The 12,940-nt window shown below is 51.3% G+C and carries 15 protein-coding genes and 2 tRNA genes; 14 read left to right on the forward strand and 3 right to left on the reverse strand.

The genetic code is table 11. The annotated features are described in order from the left end of the window. The first annotated feature begins 3 nt into the window (after positions 1 to 3). The 8 genes from L0665_RS08630 (at position 4) to L0665_RS08665 (ending at position 4,171) form a co-directional block, all read left to right on the forward strand. The gene (locus tag L0665_RS08630) at positions 4 to 615 is read left to right on the forward strand and encodes a DNA-directed RNA polymerase (RefSeq protein WP_274925283.1); all 612 of its coding nucleotides are present in this window, start codon (positions 4 to 6) and stop codon (positions 613 to 615) included. Further along, a complete protein-coding gene (gene spt4, locus L0665_RS08635) occupies positions 605 to 802 on the forward strand; it encodes a transcription elongation factor subunit Spt4 (protein ID WP_274925284.1) in 198 nt (65 codons plus the stop codon). The genes L0665_RS08630 and spt4 overlap by 11 nt, the downstream gene beginning before the upstream one ends. Next, the gene (locus tag L0665_RS08640) at positions 802 to 1,290 is read left to right on the forward strand and encodes a GTP-dependent dephospho-CoA kinase family protein (RefSeq protein WP_274925285.1); all 489 of its coding nucleotides are present in this window, start codon (positions 802 to 804) and stop codon (positions 1,288 to 1,290) included. The genes spt4 and L0665_RS08640 overlap by 1 nt, the downstream gene beginning before the upstream one ends. A 64-nt stretch (positions 1,291 to 1,354) precedes the next feature. Next, positions 1,355 to 1,657: a 30S ribosomal protein S24e gene (locus L0665_RS08645; protein ID WP_274925286.1), complete on the forward strand. Its 303-nt coding sequence runs from the start codon at positions 1,355 to 1,357 to the stop codon at positions 1,655 to 1,657. Between the two features lie 2 nt (positions 1,658 to 1,659). Next, on the forward strand, positions 1,660 to 1,815 hold the full coding sequence (locus tag L0665_RS08650) for a 30S ribosomal protein S27ae (RefSeq protein ID WP_274925287.1): 156 nt from the start codon (positions 1,660 to 1,662) through the stop codon (positions 1,813 to 1,815). A gap of 3 nt (positions 1,816 to 1,818) precedes the next feature. After that, positions 1,819 to 3,399, forward strand: a complete 1,581-nt coding sequence (locus L0665_RS08655; RefSeq protein WP_274925288.1) for a bifunctional N(6)-L-threonylcarbamoyladenine synthase/serine/threonine protein kinase — start codon at positions 1,819 to 1,821, stop codon at positions 3,397 to 3,399. Then, positions 3,396 to 3,971 carry an RdgB/HAM1 family non-canonical purine NTP pyrophosphatase gene (gene rdgB, locus L0665_RS08660; protein ID WP_274925289.1) on the forward strand — a complete coding sequence of 192 codons (576 nt, stop codon included), beginning with the start codon at positions 3,396 to 3,398 and terminating at the stop codon, positions 3,969 to 3,971. The genes L0665_RS08655 and rdgB overlap by 4 nt, the downstream gene beginning before the upstream one ends. A gap of 53 nt (positions 3,972 to 4,024) precedes the next feature. Beyond that, a complete protein-coding gene (locus tag L0665_RS08665) occupies positions 4,025 to 4,171 on the forward strand; it encodes a 50S ribosomal protein L40e (protein WP_165074371.1) in 147 nt (48 codons plus the stop codon). Positions 4,172 to 4,216: 45 nt separating this feature from the next. Here the strand turns inward: L0665_RS08665 and L0665_RS08670 are convergent, their stop codons facing one another. Then, positions 4,217 to 4,864, reverse strand: coding sequence for a putative phosphothreonine lyase domain-containing protein (locus tag L0665_RS08670; RefSeq protein WP_274925290.1), 648 nt, complete (start codon positions 4,862 to 4,864; stop codon positions 4,217 to 4,219). Positions 4,865 to 5,377: 513 nt separating this feature from the next. Between L0665_RS08670 and htpX the strand changes: the two genes are divergently transcribed. From htpX to L0665_RS08690, 4 genes are all read left to right on the forward strand, one after another. Beyond that, positions 5,378 to 6,262 carry a zinc metalloprotease HtpX gene (gene htpX, locus L0665_RS08675; RefSeq protein ID WP_274925291.1) on the forward strand — a complete coding sequence of 295 codons (885 nt, stop codon included), beginning with the start codon at positions 5,378 to 5,380 and terminating at the stop codon, positions 6,260 to 6,262. 74 nt (positions 6,263 to 6,336) lie between these two features. After that, positions 6,337 to 6,407 (forward strand) — tRNA-Gly (locus L0665_RS08680). A gap of 185 nt (positions 6,408 to 6,592) precedes the next feature. After that, positions 6,593 to 7,513, forward strand: coding sequence for a cache domain-containing protein (locus L0665_RS08685; RefSeq protein ID WP_274925292.1), 921 nt, complete (start codon positions 6,593 to 6,595; stop codon positions 7,511 to 7,513). 134 nt (positions 7,514 to 7,647) lie between these two features. Beyond that, positions 7,648 to 7,721, forward strand: a tRNA-Val gene (locus tag L0665_RS08690). Between the two features lie 105 nt (positions 7,722 to 7,826). On the opposite strand, the gene L0665_RS08695 is transcribed toward L0665_RS08690, so the two are convergent. Beyond that, positions 7,827 to 9,866 (reverse strand): serine hydrolase domain-containing protein, encoded by a 2,040-nt coding sequence (locus tag L0665_RS08695; RefSeq protein WP_274925293.1) that lies wholly within the window; start codon positions 9,864 to 9,866, stop codon positions 7,827 to 7,829. 152 nt (positions 9,867 to 10,018) lie between these two features. Between L0665_RS08695 and L0665_RS08700 the strand changes: the two genes are divergently transcribed. Beyond that, positions 10,019 to 11,569, forward strand: coding sequence for a transglutaminase-like domain-containing protein (locus L0665_RS08700; RefSeq protein ID WP_274925294.1), 1,551 nt, complete (start codon positions 10,019 to 10,021; stop codon positions 11,567 to 11,569). Positions 11,570 to 12,016: 447 nt separating this feature from the next. Continuing rightward, positions 12,017 to 12,403 carry a nuclear transport factor 2 family protein gene (locus L0665_RS08705; protein ID WP_274925295.1) on the forward strand — a complete coding sequence of 129 codons (387 nt, stop codon included), beginning with the start codon at positions 12,017 to 12,019 and terminating at the stop codon, positions 12,401 to 12,403. A gap of 75 nt (positions 12,404 to 12,478) precedes the next feature. Here the strand turns inward: L0665_RS08705 and L0665_RS08710 are convergent, their stop codons facing one another. Next, the gene (locus L0665_RS08710; RefSeq protein WP_274925296.1) at positions 12,479 to 12,733 is read right to left on the reverse strand and encodes a hypothetical protein; all 255 of its coding nucleotides are present in this window, start codon (positions 12,731 to 12,733) and stop codon (positions 12,479 to 12,481) included. Positions 12,734 to 12,940 lie beyond the last annotated feature (207 nt).

The following is a 12,940-nucleotide window of genomic DNA, read 5'->3' on the forward strand; positions in this document are numbered from 1 at the left end:
TACATGTTTTATAAAATGACGCTTGAAGATAAGGTTCGGGTACCCCCCAGCCGTCTTTGGGATAAAGAAATAAAAAATGAACAGGATAATCTCGATTATCTTGAACATATCAAAGTCGTTGTTCTGGATGTTCTGCAGGAACAACTGGAGGGGAGTATTGACAAGGCGATTGGTATCTATATCGCCGTGACAAAGATCTGCGAAATCGGTGAAGGAGATATTATTCCTGGTGATGGCGGGGTGTATTACTCGGTAATATTTGAGGCGATTGTATTGCGTTTGGCTCATCAGGAAGTCATTGAAGGTGTTGTGGTTGAGGCTACCAGTTTCGGTGCATTTGTTTCTCTGGGCCCCATTGATGCAATGCTGCATGTGAGTCAGATATCTGATGATTACATCAATTATGATGAGAAGAATGGCATGCTTACCTGCCAGGACACTCAGCGCCAGATAAAGACCGGTGATGGACTGCGCGGAAGGGTTGTGGCACTGTCCCTTTCTGAGCGTGAACCCCGCGAATCAAAGATTGGCCTAACTATGCGCCAGTCCGGCCTTGGTACAACAACCTGGCTTGATGAAGAATTTGAAGCGGAGCATGCAGAAAATGGCGCCTAAAAAGCAACCGAATGTCTGTCGCAACTGTCATCGTGTGGTGGATGGCGAGGCTTGTGTGATGTGCGGTTCTTCCAATCTGACGCAGGACTGGGCGGGCTATCTTGTCATTATTGATCCAAAGAATTCTGATATTGCAAAAAAGATGAATGTGGATGTCCCCGGACGGGTAGCACTGAAGGTTCGATAATGGATTACTCCCTTCCTGATGGATGCCGAAAGTATTTTCGGGATCCATTCGGCCCTCTTTTTCCAGATATTGCGGCAGCAGAGGGTGTATTTGCAGGCCATATGATCATTGCAGTCGGCGATGTTGTTACTCATAATCTTATGGACGCGGGTATTTTGCCGGATATCTCCGTGATTGATGGCAGTACGATGCGCGAACCATGTGATCGGGTAGTGGCTCTCCCGGTGCCGGAGGTTGCTGTATCAAATCCTGCGGGAATGATCACCGGTGCCCTTATCCGCGCGATAGAAGGTGCAATGAATGAAGATCCTTGTCTGATTCGTGTTGATGGGGAAGAAGATCTGGCGGTGATTCCTGCTGTACGTGCTGCACCGGATGGTGCCTGTGTGCTCTATGGGCAACCAGGGGAAGGGGTTGTTGTGATAATTGTGGACAAGGGTGCCCGGGATAAGGCCGAAATGCTCTTTCGTCTCTTTGTGGCAGAATGAATAGATTAATGATTTTTGATCGCGACTATTAAGTAACTCAATTAACAATATTGTAGGGATATCGATGGATTTTGAATTTGCACGTGATGAATATAACGGGCTGTTAAAGAGGAGAGAACTTGAATTCCTCCTCGCATTTGAGGGGGCAACTCCCTCACGCCGCCAGATTCTTGGGAAGCTCTGCGCTCTGCAGAATGTACCTGAGGACCGTGTGGTGCTTGATTCACTCAAGACAAGCTTTGGGAAGCAGGATCTGAACGGATACGCACGTATTTATGAAGATGCGGAAACTCTGAAGGCAACCGAGCCAAGCTATCTTATCGAGCGCAGCAGTGCTCCTGAGAGTGGCGAATCAGAGGAGGCATAAGGATGGCTGTAAAACGCAGTAAATACTATTCCATTGAAGGAAATATTGCAGTTCCCCAGCGTAAAACATGTCCGCGCTGTGGGCCTGCTGTCTTTATGGCAGAGCACAAGGACCGTGTTTCATGCGGCAAGTGCGGATATACAGAATTTAAACAATAGACGATGCCTGAAACTGGGCATATTCTTGGTATTGAGGGGACTGCATGGAACCTCAGTGCTGCTGTTTTTAGCGATGACCGAATAATCGCACTTCATTCATCCCCATACAGGCCACCCTCTGGTGGAATTCACCCGCGCGAGGCGGCACAGCACCATGCAGGTGAGATGAAGGCTGTTATTTCAGAGGTGCTTACGAACCCGTCGGCAATAAAAGCCGTTGCATTCTCACAGGGACCGGGTCTTGGACCCTGCCTCCGTACGGTGGCAACAGCCGCGCGTGCGATTGCGGTCTCTCTGGGGGTGCCACTTATCGGGGTAAACCATTGTGTTGCGCATGTGGAGATCGGTCGCTGGGCCTGTGGCTGTGATGACCCGATTGTACTCTATGCAAGTGGTGCCAATACGCAGGTTCTTGGATACCTGGGCACTCGCTACCGGATCTTTGGTGAAACGCTGGACATCGGTCTGGGTAATGGCCTTGATAAGTTTGCACGGGCAAAGGGGATGACACACCCCGGTGGGCCACAGATAGAAGCACTTGCACGTGAGGGAGATCCAATCCATCTGCCCTATACAGTCAAAGGGATGGATCTTGCCTTCTCAGGGATTGTGAGTGCCGCTCAGGACGCACAGGCGCCTCTGGAGGATGTATGTGCCGGTTTGCAGGAAACTGCCTTTTCCATGTGCGTGGAGGTGACTGAGCGTGCCCTTGCACACTCGGGTAAGGATGAGGTGCTTCTTGTGGGAGGTGTCGGTGCAAACGGTCGCTTGCAGGAGATGCTCAGGACGATGTGTGAAGAACGCGGCGCTACGTTTCATGTGCCTGAGCGGAGGTTCATTGGTGACAATGGTGCGATGATCGCCTACACCGGATCACTGATGCTTGCGGCAGGTCAGACCCTTCCTGTTGCTGAATCAGCGGTCAATCCGGGATACCGGTCTGACGAAGTGGTAGTAGGCTGGCGGGATGCCGGTGCTGACACCGCCTATGCCCTTGCTGATGTGATGGGTGGCGGCGGTGCACGTGGTGCCGAGGCCGTTGTTACACCAGTGGGGGATGATGTCCTGAAACGGCGTCTCCCGAAGGGTTATCGGACTCCTTCGCTTGACCATCGGTTGATCTCAGAGCGGACCCGTGCGGAGGCGCGGATGATTTCCACTGCCCGTGCAGCAGGAGTGCGGACGCCAATGATTCGTGATGTGACGGCCGACACTATCCGGATGGAACGAATTGAGGGGGCGCTCCTGAAACATGTGCTCACACCGGAGCATCTCTATGATGCAGGTATGTGTGTGGGACGTCTGCACGGGGCGGGGATCATTCATGGAGATCTTACTACCAGTAATGTCATCATCTCAGACGGGGTGCCGGTCTTCATTGACTTTGGGCTTTCTTATCGGTCTGATGAGACAGAATCAAAGGGTGTGGATATTCATGTTCTCTTTCAGACACTTGAGAGCACATCATGCAATGCAGAATATCTGAAAGAGGAGTTTGTGCATGGCTACTGTCTGGCCTTCTCCGGGGCTACAGATGTAATCGAACGGGTGGATGAAATTCGCCAGCGTGGGAGATATTTATGAAAATCACTGTTGTTACCAGCAATGAAAACAAAGCGCGGGAAGTCGCCTCCTTTTTTGAGGGAGTGGCTGATGTCGCACATACTTTTCTTGAGATTCCTGAGTTTCGGGATAATGATGTGGGGGTTATTGCTGAGGAGAAGGCGCGATATGCATGGAATGCACTTCGTTGCCCTCTCATTGTCGATGATACCGGGTTCTTTATCTCCTCACTGAATGGGTTCCCCGGTCCTTATGCTGCATATGTGCTGGACACAATTGGGATGGAGGGCATTCTCCGCCTCGTTGAGGGGACAAAAGATCGGTCTGCATACTTTGAGACGGCAATTGCCTATGCAGACGAGGGTGGTGTCATACGTGTCTTCCGTGGGGTTGTGGATGGTACGATTGTCTCCCCTCGTGGAGAGGAAGGATTTGGGTATGATCCTATCTTTTCAGTGGATGGCAGGACATTTGCTGAGCGGACGCTCGGGGAAAAGGCAACGATGTCACACCGGGGACATGCCCTTGTGGCGCTGCGCCGGTTTTTGGTGTCGGATGGGACATTTGTGGAACTATCTGAACCAAACCCTTAATACTTCAAAATGCAACGTATAAAGAACTGAACATTACGAGGGTTAGAGCAATTATGGCACGTTTTCCAGAAGCAGAGGCACGCCTCCTTGATAAAAAAATTTGCATGCGCTGCAATGCACGCAATGCACCGCGGGCAACGATGTGCCGCAAGTGTGGATATAAGAATCTCCGTCCGAAAAACAAAGAACGGAAAGGATAGTCCTTTTTGGGGAATTTTGCCTGCAAAACCCCGTTTATGGCCTGGTCACGCCGTATAATATGTGACCTTTTTTCCTTTTTCGCTGTATTCTCCCTGAAATGTTTCGATGTTTCGTTTGTAGCCAATTCTGTCGGTGACTCCAAGATTTCTGAGTACCTCGCGGATATGCATGACATCCTCTTCATCTTCCCAGTCAGGGGTATGTACATAGATAACCATCCGCTCGTCTCTGGACTCTGTGTTCTCTTTTGTCGTTGATACTTTGGCTGAGATGCCGAGTTCTCCCGCTGCGGTTGCATCACGAATTTTCTTCCAGATTATGTCTGTTTGGTTTGGTTCCAGGAATATGAGCCATTTTCCCGCTTTTTCAGAATCAGCACATCCGGTGTCATAGCCAGGTGCATCAATCAGGATCCAGAAAATCTTTGTTGTCTTTGTGGGAATGATGCCCTCTCCTTCAGTGATGAGGTGGTAGATGGCATCGACTGATCCATATTCATCTGTCAGTGCATCGGCCAGGAAGGGATAGTCCGTGGAAAATGATGCAAAAATATCGGCGAATGCTGCAGAAAATTCAATGTTGTTTTCAACCAGTCCAAATAGGGTGTTTCCCTGTTTGCGTAGCTCTTTGTTCAGGAAAACCTCAAAGAGTCCGTAGGCAACGTCTGCAAGTGCCTCCCCTTCGGTGTCCATAGTATTCGTTTTTAACCGGGTATCATTTATACCACTCGATTTTATTGTGAAACCAAAAAAGGTGGGAAAGGTGTTCTATTGCAAGCTTTGCCGCATGTCTTCCGGAGAGGAACATGGCACCAAAGATGGGGCCCATGCGGACCCTCCTGCAACAGTATTCCGTCGCCCCACATACCGCACACACCCGGCAGAGATTTTTTTCTGTGTGTGTGTGTGTGTGAGAGAGAGAGGGAAACACTGTTATTCGTCCCTGCTTCTGCAGGATATACGGCTGCGGTGGGCCCTGAGGAGCCTGCACCGACGACTGTGCAATTGAGGTCAGGACAGTCCATCATTACCGCATTCTGCTCAGAGATAATTACACAGATGACTAAATATTCTCCGATTTCTTTTTGCCCCTGCGTGTGTCCGTTATTCGATGTATAACTATATGGATGGGGAGAAATGGGGGGAATGATCATACATTGCCACACTGAATAGTTATATCAGATTGGCAATGAAACTATAAAGATTATGAAATGGAAGAGAGACTGGGGACTGACCCGTCGTGTTTTTATGACCTGGGCATTGCTCCTCTTAGTGTACCTGTTCTTCCTTGGGTTCCTCAACATGGTTCTTCCCAATTCGTTTGGGATGTTGTTAGCATTTGTCGTTGTATTTGGATTGATTCAGTATTTTTTCTCCGCAAAGCTGGTCTTAATGACCACCCATGCACGGGTGGTGGGAGAAGATGAATATCCTGAACTCCATCAGATGATAGGGAAACTCTGCCAGGAGGCAGATCTTCCGATGCCAAAGATTGCAGTGATGCCGTCGCCTGTACCAAATGCGTTTGCGACCGGCCGTAATCCCAAAAATGCCGTTGTGGCGGTGACTGACTCCATTATGCGGACACTGAACAGAGAAGAACTTGAGGCAGTGCTTGCTCACGAACTCTCGCATGTGAAGAATCGTGACATCCTCACCATGACGGTGGCATCCTTCATTGCGATGCTTGCATCCATGATCATGCATAATGCGATATTCTACTCTCTGTTTAACAACCGGGAGGGCGGTGGTGCATGGATTATTGCAGGGATTGTCTCCGTTGCTGTCTGGCTGGTTGCGACCATACTCATGATGAGTCTCTCGCGCTACCGTGAATATGCAGCAGACCGTGGCAGTGCCTATATCACCGGGAACCCGGCGGCACTCCGGTCTGCGCTCACCAAAATAAGTGGCAGAATGGATCAGGTGCCTGTGAAGAAGAAGGAGGAGATGTCCGGTGCAAATATGTTCTATATTCTTCCGGTCCTCTCCGGAAAGGGTTTCAAGGAACTCTTTTCTACCCATCCACCGTTTGAAAAGCGCCTCGCGGCACTTGAGAAGATTGAGCAGGAGATGAAGGGTTTTTCCTGATCTCTTCCTTTTCAGATAATATATCTTTAATACGAATCAGATACAATGTTGTTAGGCACAGGGGATACTTGTGCGCACCGATGGTCTAGTGGTATGACTTTGGCCTTCCAAGCCAATAGCCCGGGTTCAATTCCCGGTCGGTGCATTCTGGTTTTTTGTTCCTGGTTTTCTCCATTGTTTTCATTATTCTGATGGTTTTGCATTCTGTTCATTCTGATTCGTTTTATTGGCTTTTTTCAGCGGGTTTCGATGTATTTTTCTGATTTCAGGTGAAATGCAGATTCTATGCAGAAGCGTGTGTATATTTTTTTGGTCTGCCTGTGTGTCCTATTGGCGGTCACGTTCGCCGGTTGCACATCGCAGCAGGAAAAGAAGGTCTATAATACATCGTCAATGGCTGATCTTGCTGAATATGTGCAGGATGCGGCGGGGTATGTGGAGACGGCCGGTGCCGAAGCGGCGCTGGAGGAGTTTAACGCTAAGGGTGGGCGTTTTAAACAGGGTGACTGGTATGTCTATGCCTATGATTATAGCGGCATCCTGCGTGCACATCCGTATGAAAGGGATGTGGTAGGAACAGACCGTGGGAACTGGACAGATGCCCGCGGTCTTTCTGTGATCCGTATCGCACAGGAGACAGCTGCAAACGGTGGTGGATATATTGCCTATCTCTACCCGTCGCCAACCGGCGGTGATATCAATGAATCTGCGGGCGAGACATATGTGCCAAAGATTGGATATTCATATCCTGCAGAGAGTGATCTCTGGGTGGGTTCAGGGATGTATTTCAATGATATCACGGAAGATGGCAAAGAGGGGTATCCGGTTGCGATAACAAAGATGATCTCCCTTGTTGAGGCCGGGGCTGCGTATGCCGGGGCAAACGGAACGGATGTGGCGCTTGCTGAGATTGGCAATGTCTCAGGGCAGTTTATGGATGAAAACGGCCACTATCTGTATGCCTATGACTACAACGGCACCCTCGTTGCTCATCCCTATCTGGGTGACCGGGTTGGCAACAATCTGATTGACAGGACAGGGCCATTCGGGATGGAGAACATCCGTGCTCTCTCTGAAACTGCAGAAGATGGTGGTGGATTTGTGGTCTTTGTCTGGCCAAATCCTGACAATGACAATCTGGAGGAGATCAAGATTGGCTATGTGCTTCCGGTGAATGATGAATGGTGGCTGGGGTCAGGTGTGTACCTGAGTGAGATCACAGGGGAGGGCTCCACCCTTTTTGTCCGGTGATGCATCGGGCGTCATTGATTTTTTCACTCCTTTTTTCAATGGTTTTCTCAGCATATATCATCTGATTTTGGCCACAATTTGTTCATCTTTTCAAAACCCTTATCCATCTGAACCTCCTAACTATACTGGCTAGAGGGCTCGTGGTCTAGTTGGTTATGACGTCGCCTTCACACGGCGGAGGTCCGGAGTTCGAATCTCCGCGGGCCCACTCTTCTTTTTGTGTTTATCTGAATCTCATGACGAATGAGAATGATTTCTCACCAATTCAATTCGAAGCAGGAGTTTGAAAAAAGGAGTAGTGAATGTTCCCCTTCTACAACCTGAAGAAGAACAGATTCCAGTAATTTACCCACCATACCAGCATGAAGAGTCCGGTGGTAACAATGGTGTAGTGCACCCTGTGTCCAATGGTCCAGTAACGTTCTTTCCAGACCGGAATCACAAAGAGGGCGGCTACTACTGATAGCCCTGAGGCAATGACCGGGACGGCGAGGGCCGCCGTGAGGGCGAAGGGTGTCGTCCGGTCAAACATGTATGATTGTATCAGTGCCGCATCGCCTGCGACCACCGGGAGGATGACGTAGATAAAGATGAGGAAGAGGAGGGCCGCGGCCCCTGCTGTTATCCGGGCATAGATGGGCAGTCTCGATGATTGTTTGTTTCTCCCCTCGTTTTGTAGTTCATCCCTGCCGCAATACACCCGCCGGGCAATTGCCATCAGGGGCCAGAGGAGGACTGTCAGGAGCAGGAGGGTGGCCGCATTCTTCACATCAGTAGTGCACGCATTCGTTGCATACCACGGCACCCGCTCGAAGGCCATGATCGGGGTATTTTCAAGGCAGAGGAAGGTCACCTCGCCGTCTGTGTTTTCCCGGAAGACTACGTTCCCGGCAAAAGTTTCTGTCCCGTCTGCCTGGGAAAAGACGCCTGGTTCAATCTCGGCGTATGTGGTGGGGGCCCTGCCACTTCGCATCATCAGGAGTGTTCCGTCTTCACCTGCTTCGATCGGCATCTGCTGCGGGGGCGTTAGATAGAACTCGAATGTCCGGTAGTTGTGCCGGGTTGACTGGTAGGTGCCGGCATACTTCTCAACGGATGCAGCCGTTCCCGTGGTGTCTGTTTCCTCTCCGGTTTCTGACGACACCGCCCCGCCGTCCGTAGGGTAGAAGTGATCAACAAACGCCATCAGGAGATCTATTCTTGCACTGCTGCCTCCGGCACTGTTGTAGGATACGAAATATCCTGCCTTTCTCTCCGGGATGATGACTAAGAGGGAATGGAAGGTGTCGGTGTCACCGGCGTGGGTGATGATCCGCTCGCGGTTGATATGGTTCTCGTAAAATCCGAGACACATGCTGCTCACGCGAGGGTCGTTTGCAAACGCCGGTGCGTGCATCAGGTGGGCAGTCTCCGGTGCAAGGATCTGAACGCCGTTCAACGTGCCGTTCTCCATGTGCATCCCGACGAACTTCGCCATGTCCGTGGCAGTCGAGCTGATCGTTCCCGCCGGGCCAATGACAAATACCGTGTCCGGGACGGCGACATTCGCCCCGCCGGCATACTGATAACCGGATGCGGTTTCTGCATCTTTCTCCGGCGACTCGGGATAGGAGACGATGGTGTCTGCCATCCCGAGGGGAGTGAGGACGTTCTCCTGTACATATTCATCATACTGGATGCCAGTCACATCCTTTAGGATTACCGCTGCAAGCGTGGTGCCGAAGTTCGAGTAGGAGGAGACAGTCCCCGGTGGATAAACGATTGCCGGAATATTCTCTTTGCAGTAGATCCGGTACGAGTAGAGGTCTGCCGGTTCCGCAACCGCGAAGTGTACCTCTGTCTCTTCGAACCCGGCCGAATGGGTCATCAGGTGGCGCATTGTTACCGGTTTTCCCGGATATGCTTCCGGGATGGAGAAGTCTTTCAGATAGGTATTGACATTGGCATCGAGATCGATGGTCCCTGCCTCCACCTGCTGCATCACGGCGGTCCAGGTGAAGAGCTTCGTAATTGAGCCCACGTGAAAGAGTGTTTTCTCCGGGTCAACCGGCGTCTCTGTTTTGATATCGGCATACCCATATCCTTTGGCATAAACGAGCTCTCCATCAGAGACCACGGCAACCACCGCACCGGGGATGTTGTACTCCGCCATTCCCGCCGGAATGGCAGTATCGAAGAAGGTCTCTACATCTGCCGGGTCGGATACCTCAGGTGCGGCACCTGCTCCTGTTGCGGCGAGAACCGGCGGGCATGTGAGGGTGCAACAGACGATGAGGGTGAAAAGGAGGGCTGTGCAGAACCGAAGGCAGGGACGTCTTCGGTAGTCAGGGGAAGTGGGGTGGGCAGGTTTCATCTCTAAATAAATCCTCTTTTTGTGACTATTTAAATTGGTTGAATCGGTTGAAACGGCAGGAATGAGTGAATTACGGATTGTTTCTGAAATGGGATGATAAGCGACAATTTCGTATCGAAATGCTATTAATCAGGCAATATATAGTATCATTCATGATCCCGAAGGTACCCGGAATGTTCCCGGCCCTTGCCCTGATTGTCATCCTCTTTATTGCGGGTGCCGGATGCACGAATGCATCCGATGAAGAGGTCGCGGGGAGTGGCCTTCCGGCAACGACCATGGCAGATGACCTCTTCGCCCAGGCAGAGATGGTGATGGCAGATTCCAGCTACCGCACCGCCGCGTCCTACTATGAAGAGGCTTATCAGCTCTACACGGAATCGGATGACGTTGCGGGTGCCCTCCTCGCCCGAAACGGCATGTTCCGTGCGACACGGGCGACCATAGAGTATCCACTCAACCGGACGGCTGCCGAGGTGGAGATGCAGGAAAAGATCCCTCTCCTCACTGAGGCCAACATGACCGCATGGCTGGACGAACGTGCCCAGACGATTGTGTCAGACGGGGAGACCCTCTACTTCGAAAATGTCGCACAGGATTATCTCTATGCACACGTAGACGACCTCCGGCCGATGGCAGATACGATGATTGACTTCGGGTATGTCTCCCGCTACGCAATCCCGGAGAAGGCATCCGCCGCCGGTGACGAAAGCGTTCTCCCATATGTCAACCCCGTCCGGTACACCGGTACCGAAGCACTGGTGCTGCCGGAGGACGTCCTGCCGGCGACAGGGATGCTTTCCATCTGGTATCCCCTTCCGCTGGAGACCGAATCGCAGCGGGATGTCGTTGTGACGAATCTCTCCCATGAGGAGTACATCGTTACGGGGCCGGTGACGGAGGGGCAGATTGCCTACGTCTACTATGAAGTCCCGGCAGACGCCATCGATGGCGACCTCATCATCACGGCGGATATTGCCTTTACCTCATACGAACAGCACTTCGTGGTCGACCCCGCCCGTGTCAAAGCATATGATACGATGGACCCGGAGTATATCCGGTATACGTCTTCCGGTCGGAATATCGAGGTGACAGACGAAAGCCGTGCCCTCGCTGTGGCAATCGTCGGCAATGAAATGAACCCGTATCTCCAGGCGCAGGTGATTTACCACTACATCATTGACACTTACCCGTACAGTTATGCCCCGCATGTGTCGATAGACACCATTGAACCGAAGGTCGCAGAGTCATACTACATGCTTGCCACCGGCCACGGCGACTGTGGAACCCAGAGCCAGTTCTTTGCGGCGTTGTGCCGCTCGCTTGGTATTCCCGCACGGGCGACGGGTGGGTACCAGATGCTCGTCACCGGTCATCCGGGGCCGCACTTCTGGGCTGAGTATTATATTGAAGGGTATGGCTGGATCCCCTGTGATCCGGCGGTGGCAGAGAGCGCCGACTGGGTGGACGTTCCGGAGGAGGATCGGGACGCCTTCAAAACATACTACGCGAACAACCTCGACCCGACCCGGCTCGTGATCCAGAAAGATGTCGATGCACCGATGAACCCCACCATCCCTGAGGGTGCAGTAGTCTTCCGGCTGGTCCGGCAGCAACCGGCCATCGTCTGGGATGAGGCGGCAGTGGATCTTGATATGCTGTCGGGATTCCACTTCACCGTCAGTCTCGAGGGAGAGGAGTAGGGGCAATAATCTCCCGTTTTTTTGCACATCTCCTGCTTCCTTTTTTTCCTCAAAAAAACAGGTCTCAGGTATTTTGGCCTGCCTGCGAATTTGTTGATATTACCCTCGCAATTGTTCCTTTTCCTGCGCGACCGAACAAACAATACCCACCACTGCGAGGCCAAAAATATCAAGAATATTGCCTGCATGGCGCCGATGAAGTCTATTGCGGGAACATCCGTGAGGACGACATCTCCGAGCATGACGGAGAAGACCATCATGGGGACGGCGACCGGGAGCTGGTTGTCGAACCGGCGGGAGGTGGCGATGGTGCCTGCTGACATGCCATATTTTTCCCTTCTTTGGTTGGGAAGGACTTCACTGCCATATTTTGTCCAAAATCATTTTCGCCGATCGCATTGACAAAGGGTTCGAGAGTATGCTGACCAATTACAGGAGCCGACAATAATGAGCGAACAACTCGAGCGCAATAAAAAAACCGTTACTGCATTTTATAACCTGATGTTCAATCAGGGTAAGCCGGCTGAGGCCATCGAACGGTACGTCGGCAATGTTTATATCCAGCACAACCCGGCGGTTGCTGATGGGAAAGAAGCCTTTATCGCGCACTTCGAGCAGATGGCAGAAGAGTATCCGGAAAAGCATGTTGAGTTCAGGCACGTGATTGCCGAAGGCAAATATGTCGTGCTTCACTGCTATCAGCAATGGCCGGGGGATCAGGACTGGGCGGGTATCGATATTTTCCGGTTGGATGAGTTCGGCAAAATCGTAGAACACTGGGATGTGTTGCAGGTCATCCCCGATATGATGGCGCACGACAATGGTATGTTCTAGGCGTATTCAGCGCCAGTATTTATCTGGGGCTCTCCCATTATGTCGAGAAACCAGTCCAGGGTCGCTCTATAGACTCTAATATCCATTCCCTTCCTCTCTTCTTCCCTCATCCTGCAGGCCGCAGCGGGTATCATCGGGATCGTCCCCGGGGCGGGATGCCCGGGGATGACAACAGACGAGATAATAGACGAGGGACTCCGGGTGCTGTGGAATGGCATCGGGGCGGGAGATGCACAATAAATCAGCCTGATTCAGAATATTTGGCACACGTTCTGCATTATTACAAATGGTGGATATGAACGTGCCGGAGGGGTGTGCGGAATTTATCATCCGTACCGGGTGAACAATCCTATCTGGATGAATAATAAAAATTCCGAAATATCTGCGGCAATATCTTGCAGGATTGGCGCGAAGAACCCTGCAGATTAAAATGTTAATGTTATGTAATTAACAGTACATATTATGGTAATCTATTTATTTGTCTGGATGTGAGACTATTGCACCTGATATAAGTGGTATGCTTCAGGGGTTATGATA

This window comes from Methanogenium marinum, from assembly GCF_028912405.1.
Lineage (GTDB): Archaea > Halobacteriota > Methanomicrobia > Methanomicrobiales > Methanomicrobiaceae > Methanogenium > Methanogenium marinum.